Origin of the sequence: Pseudogulbenkiania ferrooxidans 2002 (assembly GCF_000174355.1) — a bacterium.
In the GTDB taxonomy this organism is placed as follows: Bacteria; Pseudomonadota; Gammaproteobacteria; order Burkholderiales; family Chromobacteriaceae; genus Pseudogulbenkiania; species Pseudogulbenkiania ferrooxidans.
In genome coordinates this window covers 75,281-93,376 of record NZ_ACIS01000008.1, presented here as the reverse complement: position 1 = coordinate 93,376, position 18,096 = coordinate 75,281, and the positions used below count along the sequence as shown (strand labels likewise).

At 66.4% G+C, this 18,096-nt stretch carries 17 protein-coding genes and 1 tRNA gene; 15 read left to right on the top strand and 3 right to left on the bottom strand.

Going from position 1 to position 18,096, the window contains the following annotated elements; all coding sequences use genetic code 11:
* Window positions 1-15: 15 nt before the first annotated feature.
* Complete coding sequence (locus tag FURADRAFT_RS14545) at window positions 16-333, bottom strand: DUF190 domain-containing protein (RefSeq protein WP_008954927.1); 318 nt, start codon at window positions 331-333, stop codon at window positions 16-18.
* Window positions 334-629: 296 nt separating this feature from the next.
* Here FURADRAFT_RS14545 and osmF point away from each other — a divergent pair, with 296 nt between their 5' ends.
* From osmF to FURADRAFT_RS14525, 4 genes are all read left to right on the top strand, one after another.
* Window positions 630-1,556 carry a glycine betaine ABC transporter substrate-binding protein OsmF gene (osmF, locus tag FURADRAFT_RS14540; RefSeq protein ID WP_008954926.1) on the top strand — a complete coding sequence of 309 codons (927 nt, stop codon included), beginning with the start codon at window positions 630-632 and terminating at the stop codon, window positions 1,554-1,556.
* A gap of 114 nt (window positions 1,557-1,670) precedes the next feature.
* Entirely contained in the window at window positions 1,671-2,816 is a 1,146-nt protein-coding gene (locus FURADRAFT_RS14535; protein WP_008954925.1) for an ABC transporter permease, read from the top strand.
* On the top strand, window positions 2,813-3,745 hold the full coding sequence (locus tag FURADRAFT_RS14530) for an ABC transporter ATP-binding protein (RefSeq protein WP_008954924.1): 933 nt from the start codon (window positions 2,813-2,815) through the stop codon (window positions 3,743-3,745). Before FURADRAFT_RS14535 ends, FURADRAFT_RS14530 begins: the two co-directional genes overlap by 4 nt.
* Window positions 3,742-4,557, top strand: a complete 816-nt coding sequence (locus tag FURADRAFT_RS14525; RefSeq protein WP_008954923.1) for an ABC transporter permease — start codon at window positions 3,742-3,744, stop codon at window positions 4,555-4,557. The genes FURADRAFT_RS14530 and FURADRAFT_RS14525 overlap by 4 nt, the downstream gene beginning before the upstream one ends.
* 50 nt (window positions 4,558-4,607) lie before the next feature.
* Here FURADRAFT_RS14525 and FURADRAFT_RS14520 read toward each other — a convergent pair whose 3' ends face one another.
* On the bottom strand, window positions 4,608-6,080 hold the full coding sequence (locus tag FURADRAFT_RS14520; protein ID WP_408003250.1) for an acetyl-CoA hydrolase/transferase family protein: 1,473 nt from the start codon (window positions 6,078-6,080) through the stop codon (window positions 4,608-4,610).
* 366 nt (window positions 6,081-6,446) lie between these two features.
* Here FURADRAFT_RS14520 and FURADRAFT_RS14515 point away from each other — a divergent pair, with 366 nt between their 5' ends.
* The 4 genes from FURADRAFT_RS14515 (at window position 6,447) to FURADRAFT_RS14500 (ending at window position 10,599) form a co-directional block, all read left to right on the top strand.
* Entirely contained in the window at window positions 6,447-7,355 is a 909-nt protein-coding gene (locus FURADRAFT_RS14515; RefSeq protein ID WP_008954921.1) for a LysR family transcriptional regulator, read from the top strand.
* Window positions 7,356-7,516: 161 nt separating this feature from the next.
* Complete coding sequence (locus tag FURADRAFT_RS14510; RefSeq protein ID WP_236261597.1) at window positions 7,517-8,227, top strand: Crp/Fnr family transcriptional regulator; 711 nt, start codon at window positions 7,517-7,519, stop codon at window positions 8,225-8,227.
* A gap of 84 nt (window positions 8,228-8,311) precedes the next feature.
* Window positions 8,312-8,385 (top strand) — tRNA-Gly (locus FURADRAFT_RS14505).
* Between the two features lie 60 nt (window positions 8,386-8,445).
* Window positions 8,446-10,599, top strand: coding sequence for an AsmA family protein (locus FURADRAFT_RS14500; RefSeq protein WP_008954919.1), 2,154 nt, complete (start codon window positions 8,446-8,448; stop codon window positions 10,597-10,599).
* A 247-nt stretch (window positions 10,600-10,846) separates the two neighbouring features.
* Here the strand turns inward: FURADRAFT_RS14500 and FURADRAFT_RS14495 are convergent, their stop codons facing one another.
* Window positions 10,847-12,814, bottom strand: coding sequence for a cation:proton antiporter domain-containing protein (locus tag FURADRAFT_RS14495; protein ID WP_008954918.1), 1,968 nt, complete (start codon window positions 12,812-12,814; stop codon window positions 10,847-10,849).
* A 107-nt stretch (window positions 12,815-12,921) separates the two neighbouring features.
* Here FURADRAFT_RS14495 and FURADRAFT_RS14490 point away from each other — a divergent pair, with 107 nt between their 5' ends.
* The 7 genes from FURADRAFT_RS14490 (at window position 12,922) to hpf (ending at window position 18,034) form a co-directional block, all read left to right on the top strand.
* Entirely contained in the window at window positions 12,922-13,902 is a 981-nt protein-coding gene (locus FURADRAFT_RS14490) for a KpsF/GutQ family sugar-phosphate isomerase (RefSeq protein ID WP_008954917.1), read from the top strand.
* An 8-nt stretch (window positions 13,903-13,910) separates the two neighbouring features.
* Window positions 13,911-14,435 (top strand): 3-deoxy-manno-octulosonate-8-phosphatase KdsC, encoded by a 525-nt coding sequence (gene kdsC / locus FURADRAFT_RS14485; RefSeq protein ID WP_008954916.1) that lies wholly within the window; start codon window positions 13,911-13,913, stop codon window positions 14,433-14,435.
* A complete protein-coding gene (lptC, locus tag FURADRAFT_RS14480) occupies window positions 14,432-14,995 on the top strand; it encodes an LPS export ABC transporter periplasmic protein LptC (RefSeq protein WP_008954915.1) in 564 nt (187 codons plus the stop codon). Before kdsC ends, lptC begins: the two co-directional genes overlap by 4 nt.
* Window positions 14,985-15,506 (top strand): lipopolysaccharide transport periplasmic protein LptA, encoded by a 522-nt coding sequence (gene lptA, locus FURADRAFT_RS14475; protein WP_008954914.1) that lies wholly within the window; start codon window positions 14,985-14,987, stop codon window positions 15,504-15,506. The genes lptC and lptA overlap by 11 nt, the downstream gene beginning before the upstream one ends.
* Complete coding sequence (gene lptB, locus FURADRAFT_RS14470) at window positions 15,503-16,231, top strand: LPS export ABC transporter ATP-binding protein (protein WP_008954913.1); 729 nt, start codon at window positions 15,503-15,505, stop codon at window positions 16,229-16,231. Before lptA ends, lptB begins: the two co-directional genes overlap by 4 nt.
* A 5-nt stretch (window positions 16,232-16,236) precedes the next feature.
* Window positions 16,237-17,637, top strand: coding sequence for an RNA polymerase factor sigma-54 (locus tag FURADRAFT_RS14465; RefSeq protein ID WP_008954912.1), 1,401 nt, complete (start codon window positions 16,237-16,239; stop codon window positions 17,635-17,637).
* A gap of 67 nt (window positions 17,638-17,704) precedes the next feature.
* Entirely contained in the window at window positions 17,705-18,034 is a 330-nt protein-coding gene (gene hpf, locus FURADRAFT_RS14460) for a ribosome hibernation-promoting factor, HPF/YfiA family (RefSeq protein ID WP_008954911.1), read from the top strand.
* The last annotated feature ends 62 nt before the right edge of the window (window positions 18,035-18,096 follow it).

Below are 18,096 nucleotides of genomic sequence, written 5' to 3'. Positions count from 1 at the left end.
GTCGCCGGCGCGGCCTCACTCCTCGCCGGTCACGCCGAACTCGATCGGGGTCTTGATGTAGAAGATGCGCAGGTTTTCTTCGCGCAGCCGGGCAAAGAAACAGTCCGCCTCTTCCGCCGTCACCGCCATGGTGATCTCCAGCGGCTGGTCGGCCAGTTCGAAGAAACGCGACGAGTGCAGACGCCGGGCGTGGCCGAAGCCCTCCGCTGCGGACAGCAGGGTGGCGCCGCGGATACCGAGGTGACGGGCCTCGTCGAGCAGCCACTGCGCCAGTGCGCGGCGGCCATGCAGACGGTCTTGCACGGTAAAGAATGACAACTGGTAGCCGATCATCACCGTTCCTCCTTTTGCTGTGGCCGATCGGCCAGACAAACGGCAACCCGCCGGCCTTGGCCGGCGGCCCCTACGAGTATAGGCCGCACGTCAAATCCTTACCGGAGGCAATGGCGACGCCCCATCGTCATTGCCCAAGTCATGCGCCTTCCTGGCAATGGCGGATTCCGTTTCTTACTCTTAATAGCATCACCGACGCCATCCCGGTGGGCCCGCTCGCAAAGATGCCGGCAGCCGAACGTGCCCGCCGGGAATGCGCAACACCGAATAACCATCGTCCATCCAAGGGGAACACCATGTCATCTCGCACCACGCTGCGCCGCTGCGCCGCCCTCGCCCTGGCGGGCATGCTCTGGTCGGCTCACGGCCAGGCCGCGGAAGGGCTGCGCGTCGGCTCCAAGATCGATACCGAAGGCTCGCTGCTGGGCAACCTCATCCTGCAGACGCTCGAGGCCCACGGCATCAAGACGGTCAACCGCCTGCAACTGGGCAACACCAAGGTGATCCGCGAGGCCATCACCTCGGGCGAGGTGGACATCTACCCCGAGTACACCGGCAACGGCGCCTTCTTCTTCAGCGACGAAAAGAATCCGGTGTGGAAAAACGCCAAGGCCGGCTACGAGCGGGTCAAGGCGCTGGATTTCGAGAAGAACCGCATCGTCTGGCTGACGCCGTCGCCGGCCAACAACACCTGGGCCATCGCCATCCGCAAGGACGTCGCCAGCGCCAACAAGCTCAAGACCCTGGCTGACCTGGGACAATGGATCAGCAAGGGCGGCAACTTCAAGCTCGCGGCCTCGGCCGAATTCATCGAACGGCCCGACGCCCTGCCCGCCTTCGAGCAGGCCTACGGCTTCAAGCTGAAGCAGGACCAGTTGCTGACCCTGGCCGGCGGCGACACCTCGGTCACCATCAAGGCGGCGGCGGAAAAGACCTCGGGGGTGAACGCCGCCATGGCCTACGGCACCGACGGCCCGGTCGCCGCACTCGGCCTGGTGACGCTGGACGACGTGCGCGGGGTGCAGCCGATCTACGCCCCCACCCCGATCATCCGCAGCGAAGCTCTGGGCAAGTACCCCAAGGTGCGTGAGCTGCTCAAGCCGGTGTTCCTGTCGCTCGACGGCGCGACGCTGCAGAAGCTCAACGGCCAGATCGCCATCGAGGGGCAGGATGCGCGCAAGGTGGCCGCCAGCTATCTCAAGAGCAAGGGATTCGTAAAATAAGCGCTCCTGTCATCCGGTGGCGACGCCTGCAGCACGCGAGCCTGGGTGCCACCCGCGCGGCGTTGACTCGTCCGCCAAGCGGGATAATAGGTCCGGGGCAAACCGGGATCCGGCATGACCGTCCGTAACCCCGTGCCGCTGCTGCTGGTCGGCCTGATGCTGCTCGCGGCCTGCACCCTGCCGCTGCTCAGCCACGCCCCCAACCGGCTGCTCAGCGGCCACGGCATCCTGCTCGCGACGCTGCTCCACGGCCCCCGCCTGCTGCTGTTGCTGCCCGCCTTGCCCCTGCTGGCGGCGCCGTGGCTGCCGCCCCGGCGCGGCTGCAGCGTACTGCTGGCTAGCGCCGCCAGCCTGTGGCTCGCCGCCCTCACCGCGCTGGCCGGCGTCGAGGCGGCCCGGCTCGCCGGCGGGGCCGACACGCTGGCGCGTACCTCGCTCGGCGGCGGCTACTGGGCCTTGTTCATCCTGGGCGCCCTGCTCGCCAACGACGCCTTGCGCCGTCTCGGCGGCGCCGGCGGCCGCCTGGCGCTGGTACAGCTCGCGTTCTACCTTCCGCTGCTGGCGCTGTTGCTGTCGGGCCGGCTGGAGGCGCTGTCGCTGCTCAAGGAATACGCCAATCACCGCGACAGCTTCGACGAAGCGCTGGGGCGCCATCTGCAGCTGGTGGGACTGACGCTGCTGCCGGCCGGGGTGGGCGGTGCGGCGCTGGGGCTGTGGGCATTCCGCCGGCCACGCGCCCGGGGCGTGTTGTTCGCCGCGCTCAACATCATCCAGACCGTCCCCTCACTCGCCCTGTTCGGCCTGTTGATCGCACCGCTCGCCGCGCTGGGCCGGCTGCTGCCCGGTTCGGGCCTGGCCGGCATCGGCTTGCCGCCGGCCTTGCTGGCGCTGACCCTGTACGGCTTGCTGCCGATGGCGCGCAGCACGCTGGCGGGGCTGCAGCAGATTCCGGACGGTGTGCTGGAGGCCGCGCGCGGCATGGGACTCAGCGCCGGGCAGCGCTGGCGGCGCGTCGAGCTGCCGCTGGCCCTGCCGGTGCTGATCTCCGGCCTGCGCGTGACCGCGATCCAGGCGGTGGGGCTGGCCCAGCTCGCCGCCCTGATCGGCGCCGGCGGTTTCGGCGCCATCATGTTCCAGGGCCTGTCGGGCAGCGCGCTCGACCTGGTGTTGCTGGGGGTGATCCCGGTGGTGGTGCTGGCGGTCGCCGTGGACGCGTTGTTCAAGCTGCTGCTGTCGCTGCTGGAGGTCGGCCCGCGATGATCGAGTTTGCCCAGGTGAGCAAGTCCTTCGATGGCCAGCGCGCGGTGGACGCGCTGGACCTGGTGATTCCACAGGGGGAACTCGCCGTGCTGATCGGCACCTCGGGGTCGGGCAAGTCCACCACGCTGAAGATGATCAACCGCCTGGTGGAGTACGACAGCGGCACGCTGCGTTTCGCCGGCGAGGACGTGCGGCGCTTCCGCCCGGAAACCCTACGCCGGCGCATGGGCTACGCCATTCAGTCGATCGGGCTGTTCCCGCACTGGACGGTGGAGCAGAACATCGCCACGGTGCCGCAGCTCTTGAACTGGCCGAAGCCGCGCATCCGCGACCGCGTCACCGAGCTGCTGACGCTGCTGCACCTGGAGCCCGAGCAGTATCGCCGGCGCTTTCCGCACCAGTTGTCGGGCGGCCAGCAGCAGCGCGTCGGCGTGGCGCGGGCGCTCGCCGCCGACCCCGACGTGCTGCTGATGGACGAGCCGTTCGGCGCGCTCGACCCGGTGACGCGTGCCGCGCTGCAGGACGAACTGCGGCGCATCCACGCGCTGTCGGGCAAGACCATCGTGCTGGTGACCCACGACATCGACGAGGCACTCGGCCTGGCGCAACGCATCGTGCTGCTGGAACGAGGCCGCATCGTGCAGCAGGGCAGCCCGCTGGAGCTACTGACCCGACCGGCCAGCGACGCGGTGCGCGACTTCATCGGCCGCAGCGACATCGGCATCAAGCTGTTGGCGCTGGAACGCGTGGCGGCACGCGCCCGGCCGGGCGAAGCGGCGACGGGCGATCCGATCGCGGCCGGGGCCACGCTGCGCGAGGCGCTGTCAGCCTTCGTCACGCGCGGCGTGGAGCGGCTGCCGGTGATCGACGCGCAGGGGCGCCCGGTGGGCACCCTGCACTTTGCCGACCTGCTGCCGCCGGCGCCATGAGCAGGCGACCTCAAGGTTGGCCGAAGACCCTGCGACGGTGGGCATGCACGCCGCTGTCGTGCAGCCTCGCCGCGCTGCTGGCGCTGACCCTGGGCATGCCGGCCTTGCGCCCGCTGTTCGCCGCGCTGTTTCCCGAACTGGACCGCCCCATCTACCAGCAAGACAGTTTTGCCGCGCTGGTGCTGGCCCACGTCTCGCTGGTGGCGGCGTCCAGCGCCGTCGCCATCGTGGCGGGGAGCGTGCTCGGCCTCGCGGTCTGCCGCCCCGCCGGCCGGGCGTTCCGGCCGCTGTTGGAATCGCTGCTGGCGATGAGCCAGTCTTTCCCGCCGGTCGCGGTGCTGGCGGTGGCAGCGCCGCTGATCGGCTTCGGCGAAGCGCCGGCACTGATCGCCCTGGTGCTGTACGGCGTGCTGCCGATCGCCCAGGGCACCCTGGCCGGGCTCGACGCGGTGCCGGCTGCGACGCGCGAAGTGGCGCAGGGGCTGGGGTTCGCCCCCTGGCAGGCGCTGTGGCGGGTGGAGTTGCCGCTGGCCGCCCCGGTAATCCTGGCCGGCGTGCGCACCTCGGTGGTGATCAACATCGGCACCGCCACCATCGCCTCGACGGTGGGCGCCAAGACCCTGGGCTCGCCCATCATCGTCGGCCTGAGCGGCTTCAATACCGCCTACGTCATCCAGGGCGCGGTGCTGGTGGCACTGCTGGCCATCTGCTGCGACCAGCTGTTCGAGCGCCTGCAACGGCGGCTGAGCGCCTGGCAGCCGACGGAAGGCGCCGCGGCCGAGACCGCCCCGCCACCGAGCGCAGGACACTGACACAACAGGAAAGCGCCGCGCCCCGCGCGATGGTCAACGCGCCGTCGTCCTCACCGGGGCAGCATCGAACCGCTGTCGCGCAAGCGGATATGCATCTCGTAGGCGCGCTCCAGCGCGTGCGGGGTCTGGCCGCCGTATTTCAGGGCGTCCCGGTAGTAGTCGCGCAGCAGGTCGCGGTAGGCCGGATGCGCGCAGTTCTCCACGATCAGCTTGACCCGTTCACGCGGCGCCAGCGTGCGCAGGTCGGCCAGTCCTTGTTCCGTGACGATGAGGTCGACGTCGTGCTCGTTGTGATCCACGTGCGGCACCATCGGCACGATGCTCGACACCTTGCCGCCCTTGGCCACCGACTTGGTGGCGAAAATCGCCAGGGAGGCGTTGCGCGCGAAATCGCCCGAGCCGCCGATGCCGTTCATCATGTGCGTGCCGTAGACGTGGGTGGAGTTGACGTTGCCGTAGATGTCCGCCTCCAGCGCGGTGTTGAGCGCGATCAGCCCCAGGCGACGGATCACCTCGGGATGGTTGCTCACCTCCTGCGGCCGCAGCACCAGCTTGTCGCGGTAGCGCGCCAGGTTCTGGAACACCTGCTGCTGCATCGGCCGCGACACGGTAATGGACGAACCGGAGGCAAAATCCATCTTGCCCGCGTCCATCAGTTCGAAGGTGGAATCCTGCAGCACCTCGGAATACATCGTCAGGTGCTCGAACGGCGACTGCAAAAAACCCTTCAGCACCGCGTTGGCGATGGTGCCAATGCCGGACTGGATCGCCGGCAGGCGCGCCGGCATCCGCCCGCGCTTGACCTCGTGCGTGAAAAACTCGATCAGGTGATTGGCGATGGCCTGGGTTTCCGCGTCAGCCGGCTGCACCGTGGAGGCGCTGTCCGGCGTGTCGGTGATGATGATGGCGGCGATCTTCTCCGGCGGAATCTTGACCGTGGGGCGTCCCACGCGGTCCGAGACGTTGACGATGGGCAGCGGCTCGCGGTGCGGACGATGACCCGGAATCCAGATGTCGTGCATGCCCTCGAATTCGACCGGCTGCGCCAGGTTGATCTCGACGATGACCTTGTCCGCCAGGATCGCGAAGCTCGCGGAGTTGCCGACCGACGAGCTCGGCACGATGCTGCCGTCCTCGCTGATCGCCACCGCCTCGATCACCGCGACGTCGAGCCGGCCGAACTGCCCGGCGCGCAGGAACTCCACAGTCTCGGACAGGTGCTGGTCGACGAACATCACCTCGCCGCGATTGATGGCCGAACGCAACGTGGCGTCCACCTGGAACGGCAGCCGCCGCGCCAGCAGACCGGCCTCGGTGAGCGCCTTGTCCGAATCGTGTCCGAGCGAGGCGCCGGTGATCAGGGTGATCTTCATCGGCTGTTCCCGGGCCCGCTTGGCCAGGGCCACCGGCATGTCCTTGGCGTCGCCGGCGCGGGTGAACCCGCTCATGCCGACCACCATGCCATCCTGCACCAGCGTGGCGGCCTCGTCGGCGCTCATGACGCGATCCTTGAGCGCGCGCATACGAATACGGTCTTGATACATTCCTTGCTGTCTCCTCATGGGCTGTGTTGCCGGCGCCCGCCCCACCCCGGGTCGTGGCGCCGATGCGCCGCGCGGCATCGCATGAAGTGTTGTTATGGCGAAGCCCGCGGCCAGACAGTCGCACGGCGCCCACGGCACCGGCACCGGCGCATGCCGGCCAAGGCGCCGGATGGGCCCCTGGCCCCACCGGCAGCGCCGTGCACCAGGCCGTGTGCGCCAACTGTCTGCGGAGCAGTGTAGCCATCCGGATCGCACACATCCAATATATTGAAATTGCCATTTCCATATTTAAAATATATGGTTAACGCTGTGACCCGACCCGCCCAGCCCAGGACCCCGCCCCTCATGGAACTCCGTCATCTGCGCTATTTCATCGCCATCGCCGAGGAACAGAATTTCACCCGCGCCGCCGAGCGCCTTGGCATCCAGCAACCCCCTCTGAGCCAGCAGATCCGCCAGCTCGAACAGGAACTCGGCACGCCATTGTTCCGGCGTCTCACGCGCAAGGTGGAACTGACCGAAGCCGGGGCGTCGTTCCTGAGCGATGCCCGTGCCATCCTGGAGCAGGTCGAGCGCGCCAAAAACAGCGTCCAGCGCTTCTCGCGGGGAGAAGCCGGCCGCATCCGCATCGGCTTTGCCGGCGCCACCTATTTCCAGCCGGAGGTGACGGCGCTGATCCGCGATTACCGCGCCCACTACCCAGGGGTGCAGCTGTTGCCGGAGCAAAGCAACACGGCGCTGCTGGTGGAAGGACTGCGCAGCGGCGAGATCGATGTCGCCTTCGTGCGCCCGCCGATCGGCGGCGCGGACGGCCTGAACACCCAGTTGCTGGTGGAAGAGGACATGCTGGTGGCGCTGCCCGCGGCGCACCGCTTGAGTCGGCAGGCAGCGCTGCCGCTGTCCGCGCTGGCGGAGGAAACCTTCATCCTGTTTCCGCGCGCGATCAGCCCGGGGCTCTACGACAACCTGATCTCGGCGTTTCACCAGGCCGGCTTCAGCCCCCGGCTCGGGCAGGAGGCGCCGCAGATTGCCTCGATCGTCCCGATGATCGACGCCGGTTTCGGCATATCGCTCGTGCCCCGTTCCGTGAGCCAAATCCGCACCGAAGGCGTCCGCTACGTGCCGATCACGGCCCCCGTTCCCGCCGCGCCGATCGGCATTGCCTACCGGCAGGACCAGCACTCGGTGGCCTTGGCGCATTTTGTCGCCCTGGCGCGCGAGAAACGGCCGCACGCGCCGGCGCGGCCGGAGTAGCACTTTCCACACGGAAAGACCTTGATCATTCTGTCTGTTGCCAGAAATCCACCCGATTTGATCGTGATCAACAGCCTACCGGCGAGTCGGTGTCAGAGTTGCAAATGGGAAATTTTGCATCGGCAAGGGGGGGTGATTGCATGTCATATTCTGAGCACAACTTGAAGGGCATCCTGACCCACGCCTCGCTTTATCAAGCCTTGGATAACGCACAGCTCGAGCGGGTGGCGGCCGCCACAAAATGCATCAGGCTCAAGAAAGACACGACGGTCGTTCAGCGCGGAGATGTTTCCCACGGCGTGTACTGGATTGTCTATGGCCAAGTATCCCTGACCTGCCTGTTTCTGAACGGAGGGGAAAAGGTCGTCGCGCTCCTGGATAGCAACAAGTGTTTCGGCATTGGTGAAATGCTGTTGAACAAGCCTTTCCTGACCAACGCGCTGACAACCGATGACGCCATGCTACTGCTGACCCGGCCAGAACCGATTATGCAAATTGCACAGGAAAATTTTTCCTTTGCGCGCGAGATCATGACCTGCATGGGAAGGCAGTTCTACACCCTGATGGCCGATATCGAAAGTTACAGCCTCTTCTCGGCCAAGCAGAGGATGGTCCAATTTCTGATAAGACAGAGCAGCCGGCAGAATGATGCCGACACCGTGGAACTGCTGACCAACAAGAACTTGATCGCCTCACGGCTCAGCTTGACGCCGGAAACCTTCTCCCGGGTGCTGCGAGAGCTTTCGGATACCGGCGTGATATCGGTATCGGGAAAGCACATACACATACTCGATCGACAACAGATGGAGCTGTTGGCGCCGGTGCCGGCGCGCAACCTGCCCATGTCCATGCCACGAGGGCTGACCGTTTGAACGGGAATCCGCACTCCCCTGCGTCCTGATTCAGCTTGCCAAGCCCGGCAAAACCGGCTACATTCGCACGCTCAAAGCAAGTGCGCGGGTGTAGCTCAATGGTAGAGCAGAAGCTTCCCAAGCTTACGACGAGGGTTCGATTCCCTTCACCCGCTCCACGACACGTCCTTTGCCGCCCAGTCACTCGATGACGCCCAGGCCCCCACCGAGCAGAACGCATGAAATGGAACTCCGGCCGGCTTTGGCTCCGTATTACCGTCTATAGTCTCCTCACGCTGCTGACCTTGCTGGTCGTGGTGCAATCGCTGATCCTCTGGAAGTTCGACGAACACGCCGTGCGCGAAACGCTGGGCCGCGTGCTGCAGGAACAACACCGCAACGTCACCGTCCGCGGCGCGATCAAGCCGCACGTGCTGCCCTTCCCCGGCCTCGACATCGACCGCATCGACATCAGCCAACCCGGCAACGCCACCCCCGCCATCACCGTCGACCATCTGGAAGCGCGCCTAGCCTGGCTGCCGCTGCTGTTTGGCGAACTCGAGGTAAGCAAGCTGCGCGTCGACGGCCTCAAGGTACAGGTGGTGCGCCACCCCGACAGCAGCCTGTCCATCGCCGACCTGTTCCAGCGCCGCGATACCGGCCGCTTCCGCGTCAAGCTCGACACGCTACGCCTGCGCGAGAGCGAACTCGATTATCTCGACGAATCGACCCAGCACCACCAGACCCTGAACACGCTCAGCCTGGATGCCGACGGCCTGCGCGGCGACGCCCACCTCAGCGTCGGCGCCCTGCTCAGCGGCGGCAGGCGTCCGCTGCGGCTGGCGCTGGAGACGCCGCTGACGATCCAGGACGACCAGGTCACGCTGAGCCAGCTGCAGGCGGTGGTGATGTCCGAAGTGGAAGGGCTGGGCGAAAGCAAGCTCAACGCCAACGGCCTGCTGCGCCTCAACTTCGCCGCCCTGCAGGCCACCGGCGAGCAGCTGGCGCTGACCCTGAGCAGCGACAACCCCAAGAGCGGCTTCACCCTGCGCGTGCCGGCGTTCAGCGCCAGCTTCAAGGAAATCACCACGCCGTTGGCCACCCTCGACGGCCAGCTGACCTACGGCCAGACCCACTACGAAGCCGTGGCCCGCTTCGACAACGTCAAGCTCGACGAGGCCGGTCTCAACGCCGACCACATGGCGGGCGACTTCAGCTGGAGCGTCGGCCGCCAGCGCATCAACCTCAAGCTGAACGCCCCGTTCACCCTGCTGGGCATGAACCAGATCCGCATGCAGCCCTTGTCGCTGATGGCGCAGGTGGTCACTCCGCTGCTGCCGCGCGGCCAGCTGGTCGCCAAGATGGACGGCGCGCTCGACGGCACCCTCGACGACGACCAGCTCAATCTGCGCGTGGCCGGCACGCTGGACGGCTCGGACATGGCGATCACGGTGAGCCAGTACGGCTTCCTCAAACCGCGCCACGAGGCCACCGTCACCATCGGCAAGCTCGACCTCAACCGCTACCTGCCGGAGAGCAAGGACAACGCCGCGGTGGCGCTGTTCCAGGACACCCGGCCGATCCCGCTCGACTGGCTCGACTACGTCGACCTGAGCGGCAAGGTCACCATCGGCGAACTGGCCTTCGGCCGCTTCCGCGTCAACGACGTCACCGCCAGCGTGCTGGCCACGCCGCAGCAGCTGGCGCTGGACCAGCTGAGCGCCAGCATCTACCAGGGGCGCCTGGAAGGCAGCGTGCGGCTGCAGCGCGAACAGAAGCCGAAGCTGGAACTGAAGCAGAAGCTCAACGCCATGCACATCCGTCCGCTGTTGCTCGACCTGTTCAACTTCAGCAGGCTGGACGGCGTCGGCAGCGGCGAGGTGGACGTCCGGGCGCAGGGCACCTCGTTCGCCGAGCTGCGCAACACCATGAGCGGTACGGTGGCGATGAGTCTCAACAAGGGGGCGCTGAGCGGCATCGACCTGGTGGCGGCGCTGAAGAACCTGCCCTCAGAGCTCAAGCAGTGGAACGGGGCGGCCAACCCCAACCAGAAGACCACCTTCTCCACGCTGTCGGCCAGCCTGCAGCTGGAACAGGGCGTGGCGCGCAACCAGGACCTGAAGCTGGCGTCGCAGCTGGTCAACGTCAGCGGCGGTGGCAAGCTCGACCTGATCCAGAGCATCATCGACTACACCCTCGACGTGCAGGCCAACCCGCACGAGTTCAGCCGGCTCAAGGGCGTCAACGTGCCGCTCAAGATCACCGGGCCGATCAACTCGCCGGTGTACGCGCTCGACTTCAACGCCATGGTCAAGGGCAAGAAGACCGAGAGCGAGAAGCAGGACGCGCTGAAGCAGCAGTTGAAGAAGCAGATCACCACCATCCTGCCGTAACGATGGCAAGACAAAGGCGGCACCGGATAAACCGTTGCGGCCTTTTTGCCCCCGTACCCCGCCTTCCATTCACCGCAAAGGTTGGCCGAAGCCGGGCCGACAGCCTCGGCGCGCGTCAGAGCCGTCGTCGCCAACGCCGCCCGGCCGGTTCCAGCCGGACTGATTCGACCAGGCGCAGCCGCCCCCATGGCACGCGGCACGGCACAGGACCTGGCCGAGGCGGTGCCGTCGCTTTATCCGCCAGCGCTCAGCCCTGCAGCACGCGCGTCTCCGCCAGCGCCAGCTGCTCCGGCGTGCCCAGCACCACCAGCACGTCGTCCTGCATCACCTCGAACTCCGGCTCGACCTCGCTGCGGCGGATGTGGTGACGGCGCACCGCCTTCAGCTCCACCCCCAGATCGTCCAGCCTGATCTCGCCCAGCGAATGGCCGATGGCCGCCGCCCCGGCGCACACCTGGATGCTCAAGAGGCGCGGCAACTGCGCCTCGTCCAGCCCCTCGGCGTCGTCGCTGGCGCCGCGGAAGAAACCCTTGAACAGGCTGTAGCGCTCCTCGCGCACCGCGCGGATGCGGCGCAACACGCGGCTCAGCGGCACCCCGGTCACCATCAGTGCCTGGGTCGCCAGCATCAGGCTGCCCTCCATCACCTCGGCCACCACCTCGTCGGCGCCGGCGCGGCGCAGCACGTCCATGTCGCTGTCGTCGACGGTGCGCACGATCACCGGCAGGTCGCTGCGCAAGGACTGCACCATGTTGAGGATGCGCAAGGCGGCGTGGGTATCGGCGAAGGTCACCACCACCGCCTTGGCGCGCATCAGGCCGGCGGCGATCAGCACCTCCTTCTTGCCGGCGTCGCCGAACACCACCGGGTCGCCCGCCTCGCCCGCCTCGCGCACCCGGTCCGGGTCGAGGTCGAGCGCGAAGAACGGAATCGATTCGGTTTCCAGCAGGCGCGCCAGCACCTGGCCGCTGCGGCCGTAGCCGCAGATCAGCACGTGATCGCTCTTCGACATGCTCTCCACCAGCATCTGGTGCAGGTTCAGCGCCTGCATCATCCAGTCCTGCTTGATCAGGCGGCGGGTGATCTTGTCGCCGTGCAGGATCAGGAACGGCGCCACCAGCATCGACAGCAGGATGGCGGCGATGGCGGCCTGCTCGGTCTGCGCCCCGATCAGCCCGAGCTTGCCCGACAGCGCCAGCAGCACGAAGCCGAATTCGCCGCCCTGTGCCAGCGCCAGCGCGCCGCGCATGGCGTCGTTGGCCTTGTGGCCGAAGGCGCGCGCCAGCCCGAACACGATGCCGAGCTTGACCGGTACCAGCAGCGCCACCAGCAGCAGCACTTCGCCGGCGTGGGTGTACAGCACCGGCAACTGCACGCGCATGCCGACAGTGATGAAGAAGAAACCCAACAGGATGTCGCGGAAGGGCTTGATATCCTCTTCCACCTGGTAGCGGTATTCGGTCTCCGAGATCAACATGCCGGCGACGAAGGCCCCCAACGCCAGGCTCAGCCCGGACAGCTCGGTGAGGTAGGCCACCCCCAGCGTCACCAACAGCACGTTGATCATGAACAGCTCGCCCGAACGCTGCCGCGCCACCAGGTGGAACCACGGCCGCATCAGACGTTGGCCGAAGGACAGCAACAGCGCCATCACCGCCACCACCTTCAGCGCCGCCAGGCCGAGATCCATGCCCAGCGTGGCGCTGCCGCCGGCGAAGGCCGGTAGCAGGATCAGCAGCGGCACCACCGCCAGGTCCTGGAACAGCAGCACGCCGATCGCCAGCTGGCCGTGCGGCTGGTTGAGCTCCAGGCGCTCGGTCAGCAGCTTGCTGACGATCGCGGTGGACGACATCGCCAGCGCCCCGCCCACGGCAAAGCCCGCCAGCACGGAATCGAACAGCGCGCCGATCACGCCGGCGATCAACAGCAGGGTCGCCAGCACCTGCGCCAGGCCCACGCCGAACACCAGCTGGCGCATCGCCCTGAGCTTCGGCAGGGAAAATTCCAGCCCGATCGAGAACATCATGAACACGATGCCGATCTCACCCAGGAAGGCCGTCTCCTCGCCGTCCGGAATCAGCTGCATCACCCCCGGCCCCGCCAGAAAGCCCACCACCAGATAGCCCAGCATCGGCGGCACCTTGAGGGTTCGGCACAGGGTGACGGCGAGGACGGCGCTCAACAACACGAGGACAATGGGCGCAAGCGAATGCATCGAGGATGGACTTTCCGGGACAGAGAAGGGGTTGGCCAAACGCGCCCAAGCAAAAGATGCACCAGGCCGCGACTATTCGGATTATAACCTTGATATACTTTCACCTTATGAACAAGACAGTACAGCATGAGCGCCTGGAACAGGCGCAACGGGTACTCGAGATCGAGGCCGACGCCATCCTCGCGCTCCGCGCCCGGCTCGACGGCGCCTTCCTCGCGGCCATCGACGCCATCCTCGCCTGCGCCGGCCGCCTGGTTGTCACCGGCATCGGCAAGTCCGGCCACATCGGCCGCAAGATTGCCGCCACCCTAGCCAGCACCGGCACCCCGGCGTTCTTCGTGCACCCCGCCGAGGCCGCCCACGGCGACCTCGGCATGATCACCGACGGCGACGTGCTGCTGGCGCTGTCCAACTCCGGCGAGAGCGACGAGGTCATCGCGCTCCTGCCCGCGCTCAAGCGCAAGGACATCACGCTGATCGCCATGACCGGCCGCCCCGACTCCACGCTGGCGCGCGAAGCCGACATCCACCTCGACGCCGCGGTCGAGATGGAGGCCTGCCCGCTCGGCCTGGCGCCCACCTCCAGCACCACCGCGGCTCTGGCGCTGGGCGATGCGCTGGCGGTCACGCTGCTGGAGGCGCGCTCGTTCCGCGAAGAAGACTTCGCGCTGTCTCACCCCGGCGGCAGCCTGGGGCGGCGTCTCTTGGTGCACGTGCGCGACCTGATGCACGCCGGCGACACCCTGCCGGTGGTGCAAAGCGGCACCACGCTCAAGGACGCCCTGCTGGAAATGACCCGCAAGGGGCTCGGCATGACCGCGGTGGTCGACGCTTCGGCCAACCTGGTCGGCATCTTCACCGACGGCGACCTGCGCCGCACCCTGGACAAGACCCTCGACCTCTCCGGCCTCGCCATCGACGACGTGATGTTCCGCCAGCCGCGCACCATCAGCGCCGAACGGCTGGCCTCGGAAGCGGTCAAGCTGATGGAAACCCACAAGGTCAACGGCCTGCTGGTCGTCGACGACGCCGGCCACCTGGTCGGCGCGCTCAACATGCACGACCTGCTCCAGGCCCGGATCGTATAAGGACACGCATGCAAACGATTCACGAACTCGCCCGCAAGGTGCAACTCCTGATCATGGACGTCGACGGCGTCCTCACCGACGGCCGCATCTTCTTCACCCCGGACGGCGAAGAAATCAAGGCCTTCAACACCCTCGACGGCCACGGCCTGAAGATGCTGCAGAGCACCGGCGTCAAGCTCGCCATCATCACCGGCCGCGCCGCGCGCTGCGTCGAGCACCGCGCGCGCGGGCTGGGCATCGACTACTACTTCCAGGGCGTCGAGAACAAGGTCGGCGCGTTTCAGACCCTGCTCGCCCAGGCCGGCGTCGACGCCGACGCCTGCGCCTACATCGGCGACGATGTGGTCGACCTGCCGGTGATGCGCCGCGTCGGCCTCGCCGTGGCGGTACCCGACGCCCCCAGCCTGGTGCGCCAGAACGCCCACTACGTCACCGGCTTCGGCGGCGGCCAGGGCGCGGTGCGCGAACTCTCCGAGCTCATCATGCAGGCCCAGGGCAGCTTCGATGAGGTGATGAACAGGTACCTGGCATGATCCTGCGCGCCCAGCGGCTGTTTCCCATCGTCCTCCTGGCCCTGACCGGCCTCTTGACGTTCTGGCTCGACCAGATCTCGCGCTGGACGCCGGAGACGCGCGCGCTCGACCCGAACAAGCCCGAATTCGTCGCCGAGCACTTCACCGCCCTGCGCTACGACACCACCGGCAAGGTACAAGACCAGCTCAGCGCCCAGCGCATGTGGCAGTACCCGGGCAAGGACGACCTGTTCTTCGACGCCCCCACGCTGCAGGTCTTCGCCGCCGGCGTGCTGCAGTACGATGTGCGCGGCCAGACCGGTCGTTACAACAACAAGACCCGCCAGGCCTTCTTCGACCGCCAGGTGACGCTGTTCAAGCCGGCCGACGCGCAGCGCCCGGAAACCCGCGTCGACACCTCGGTGATGTACGTCGACCTCGACAAGCGTCTGGCCCGCTCCGCGGCCCCGGTCACCATCCATTACGGCACGTCGGTAGCCCGTTCGGTCGGCTTCACCTACGACCAGCGCGCCGGCCTGCTGAAACTGCTCTCGAATGCAAGGGTTGTCTATGCGAAATAAATTCACCCTGACGCTGGCCGTGCTGGCCGGACTGTGCAGCGCCACGGCCGCTCTGGCGGAAAAAGCCGACCAGAGCAAACCGATCGAAATCAACGCCAACAGCGGCACCCTCGACCAGCTCAAAGGCCACACCGTGTGGGAAGGCAACGTCGTGGTGACGCAGGGCACGCTGCGCGTCAACGCCGACCGCGTCGTCGTCACCCGTGACGACAAGGGCAACCAGACGGTGCAGGCCACCGGCAAGGTGGTCACCTTCCGCCAGAAAATGGACGGCAAGGACGAATACATCGAAGGCCAGGCCAGCCGCCTCGACTACACCGGCATCACCAACACCGCCGTGCTCACCGGCAACGCCCGCGTCAAGCGCGGCGAAGACCTGGTGATCGGCGACGTCATCACCTACAACACCCAGAGCCAGACCTACCAGGTCAAGGGCGGCGCCGCCACCGGTCCCAACAAGGGCCGCATCACCGTCATCCTGCAACCGCAAACCACCGGACAGCAGCCATGAACGCCAGCGTACTGAACGTCACCGGGCTGAAGAAGCGCTTCAAGAAGCGCACCGTGGTCAAGGACGTCTCGCTCAACATCGAAAGCGGCGAGGTGATCGGCCTCCTGGGGCCCAACGGCGCCGGCAAGACCACCAGCTTCTACATGATCGTCGGCCTGGTCAGCGCCGACGACGGCCGCATCCAGCTCGACCAGCAGGACATCACCCACTTCCCGATGCACCAGCGCGCCCGCCTCGGGCTCGGCTACCTGCCGCAGGAAGCATCGATCTTCCGCAAGATGACGGTGGACGAAAACGTCCGCGCCATCCTCGAGATCGCCGGCCTCAAGGGCGAGGAGCTGGAACAGGAACTGACGCTGCTGCTGGACGACCTCAACATCGCCCACCTCCGGGAAAGCAACGCGCTGGCCCTGTCCGGCGGCGAGCGCCGCCGCGTCGAGATCGCCCGCGTGCTGGCCACCCGCCCGCGCTTCATCCTGCTCGACGAACCTTTCGCCGGGGTCGACCCGATCGCCGTGATCGACATCCAGAAGATCATCTCCTTCCTCAAGGAGCGCGGCATCGGCGTACTGATCACCGACCACAACGTACGCGAAACGCTGCGCATCTGCGACCGCGCCTACATCATCAGCGACGGCGCCGTGCTGGCCTCCGGCAAACCGCAGGCCCTCGTCGACAATGAAAAAGTTCGCCAGGTCTACCTGGGCGAACATTTCCACCTGTAACCGCCATGAAGCAGTCGCTACAGCTCAAGGTCTCGCAGCAGCTCACGCTGACCCCGCAACTGCAGCAGTCGATCCGGCTGCTGCAACTGTCCACCGTCGACCTGCAAACCGAAGTCGAGCGCTTCCTGCAGGACAACCCGCTGCTGGAACGGGGCGACGAGCCCGTCGCCGACAGCGCCCCGGCCGAGGCCGCCGGCAGCGAGGCCGAGCCCGAGCGCCAGGAACCGGAACGCGAGGACAGCAGCGGCGAACTCACCGACTGGGGCAGCGGCAGCCGGCGCGGTGAAGACGGCGACGATTACGACCCGATGGCCAACGTGCCGCGCCCGGTCACGCTGCGCGAACACCTGCTGGCGCAGCTGGGCGAAATCGCCCTGCCCGAGCGCGACTGCGCCATCGTGCAGCTCTTGATCGAGGAACTGGACGAAGACGGCTACCTCACGATCGACCTGCAGGAACTGGCCGCCTCGCTGCCACTGGAACTGGGCATCGAGGAAGACGAACTGGCGTTCGGTTTGAAACTGCTGCAGCAGTTCGAACCGCAGGGGGTCGGCGCCCGCTCGCTGTCCGAGTCGCTGGCGCTGCAGCTGGCCCAGCTGCCCGACAGCACCCCGGGTAAGGCCCTGGCGCATGCCATCGTCCGCGAGCACCTGACCCTGCTCGGCAATCGCGACTACACCCGGCTCAAGCGTCTCTTCGACGTCAGCGACGCCGAACTGAAGCAGGCCCAGTCCCTGATCGCCCGCCTCAACCCGCGCCCGGCCTCCGGTTTCGGCGTCGACGACACCCGCTACATCATCCCGGATATCGCCGTGCGCCGCGTCAAGGGGCGCTGGCGCGCCGAGCTCAACAACGCCGCCGTGCCGCGCCTGCGCGTCAACCAGATGTACGCCCAGATGCTCAGCGAAAACCGCGGCGGCGGCGGTGAAATGAGCTCGCGTCTACAGGAGGCGAAATGGCTGGTGAAGAATATTCAGCAACGATTTGACACCATCCTGAAAGTGGCGGAATCTATAGTCGAAAGACAGCAAGCGTTCTTTGAACACGGTGAAGTAGCCATGCGTCCACTCATCCTGCGCGACATTGCGGATGAGCTGGAACTACACGAATCCACGGTCTCCCGTGTGACGACGCAGAAATACCTGCTGTGCCCGCGCGGCCTGTTCGAGCTGAAGTATTTCTTCGGCAGCGCACTGGAAACGGACAGCGGCGGCGAGTGCTCGGCCACCGCCATCAAGGCGCACATCCGCCAGATGATCGACGCCGAAAACCGCGCCAAACCCCTCTCCGACAGCGCCTTGGCCGACGAACTCGCAAAACAGGGCATACAGGTTGCAAGACGCACCGTAGCGAAGTATCGTGAAGCCATGCAGATTCCACCGGTCAATCTGCGCAAGGTCCTCTGACCTTGGATTGAATCATCAGCATGCCCGGCAGCATCCGCCGGGCAGCCAACACAAGAAGGAGTAAGGTATGAACCTCAAAGTAACCGGTCTCCACCTCGACGTTACCCAACCGCTGCGTGATTACATCGAAAGCAAGCTCGAACGCATTACCCGTCATGTCGACCACGTGATCGACGTGGCGGTGACCCTGTCCGTGGACAAGCTGGTCCAGAAGGCCGAGGTCAACGTCCATCTCTCCGGCAAAGACATCCACGTCGAAGCCACCGAGTCGGACATGTACGCCGCCATCGACCTCCTGATGGACAAGCTGGATCGACAGGTTCTCAAGCACAAGGAAAAGCTGAGCGAACACCGGGCCATTCCGACACCGGCCCCGGCACCAGAAGCCACACTCTAAGCCCTTGATTGATAAAGCGGGAACCATCAGGTTCCCGCTTTGCTTTGCACAGTCCTTTCTCT

Coding starts and splice junctions, on each gene's coding strand:
- FURADRAFT_RS14535 (WP_008954925.1), top strand. CDS start 1,671: ATGACCGTCCGTAACCCCGTGCCGCTGCTGCTGGTCGGCCTGATGCTG.
- FURADRAFT_RS14465 (WP_008954912.1), top strand. CDS start 16,237: ATGAAGCAGTCGCTACAGCTCAAGGTCTCGCAGCAGCTCACGCTGACC.
- osmF (WP_008954926.1), top strand. CDS start 630: ATGTCATCTCGCACCACGCTGCGCCGCTGCGCCGCCCTCGCCCTGGCG.
- lptA (WP_008954914.1), top strand. CDS start 14,985: ATGCGAAATAAATTCACCCTGACGCTGGCCGTGCTGGCCGGACTGTGC.
- FURADRAFT_RS14495 (WP_008954918.1), bottom strand. CDS start 12,814: ATGCATTCGCTTGCGCCCATTGTCCTCGTGTTGTTGAGCGCCGTCCTC.
- hpf (WP_008954911.1), top strand. CDS start 17,705: ATGAACCTCAAAGTAACCGGTCTCCACCTCGACGTTACCCAACCGCTG.
- FURADRAFT_RS14490 (WP_008954917.1), top strand. CDS start 12,922: ATGAACAAGACAGTACAGCATGAGCGCCTGGAACAGGCGCAACGGGTA.
- FURADRAFT_RS14530 (WP_008954924.1), top strand. CDS start 2,813: ATGATCGAGTTTGCCCAGGTGAGCAAGTCCTTCGATGGCCAGCGCGCG.
- FURADRAFT_RS14525 (WP_008954923.1), top strand. CDS start 3,742: ATGAGCAGGCGACCTCAAGGTTGGCCGAAGACCCTGCGACGGTGGGCA.
- FURADRAFT_RS14545 (WP_008954927.1), bottom strand. CDS start 333: ATGATCGGCTACCAGTTGTCATTCTTTACCGTGCAAGACCGTCTGCAT.
- FURADRAFT_RS14520 (WP_408003250.1), bottom strand. CDS start 6,080: ATGCGCGCGCTCAAGGATCGCGTCATGAGCGCCGACGAGGCCGCCACG.
- FURADRAFT_RS14500 (WP_008954919.1), top strand. CDS start 8,446: ATGAAATGGAACTCCGGCCGGCTTTGGCTCCGTATTACCGTCTATAGT.
- lptC (WP_008954915.1), top strand. CDS start 14,432: ATGATCCTGCGCGCCCAGCGGCTGTTTCCCATCGTCCTCCTGGCCCTG.
- FURADRAFT_RS14515 (WP_008954921.1), top strand. CDS start 6,447: ATGGAACTCCGTCATCTGCGCTATTTCATCGCCATCGCCGAGGAACAG.
- kdsC (WP_008954916.1), top strand. CDS start 13,911: ATGCAAACGATTCACGAACTCGCCCGCAAGGTGCAACTCCTGATCATG.
- lptB (WP_008954913.1), top strand. CDS start 15,503: ATGAACGCCAGCGTACTGAACGTCACCGGGCTGAAGAAGCGCTTCAAG.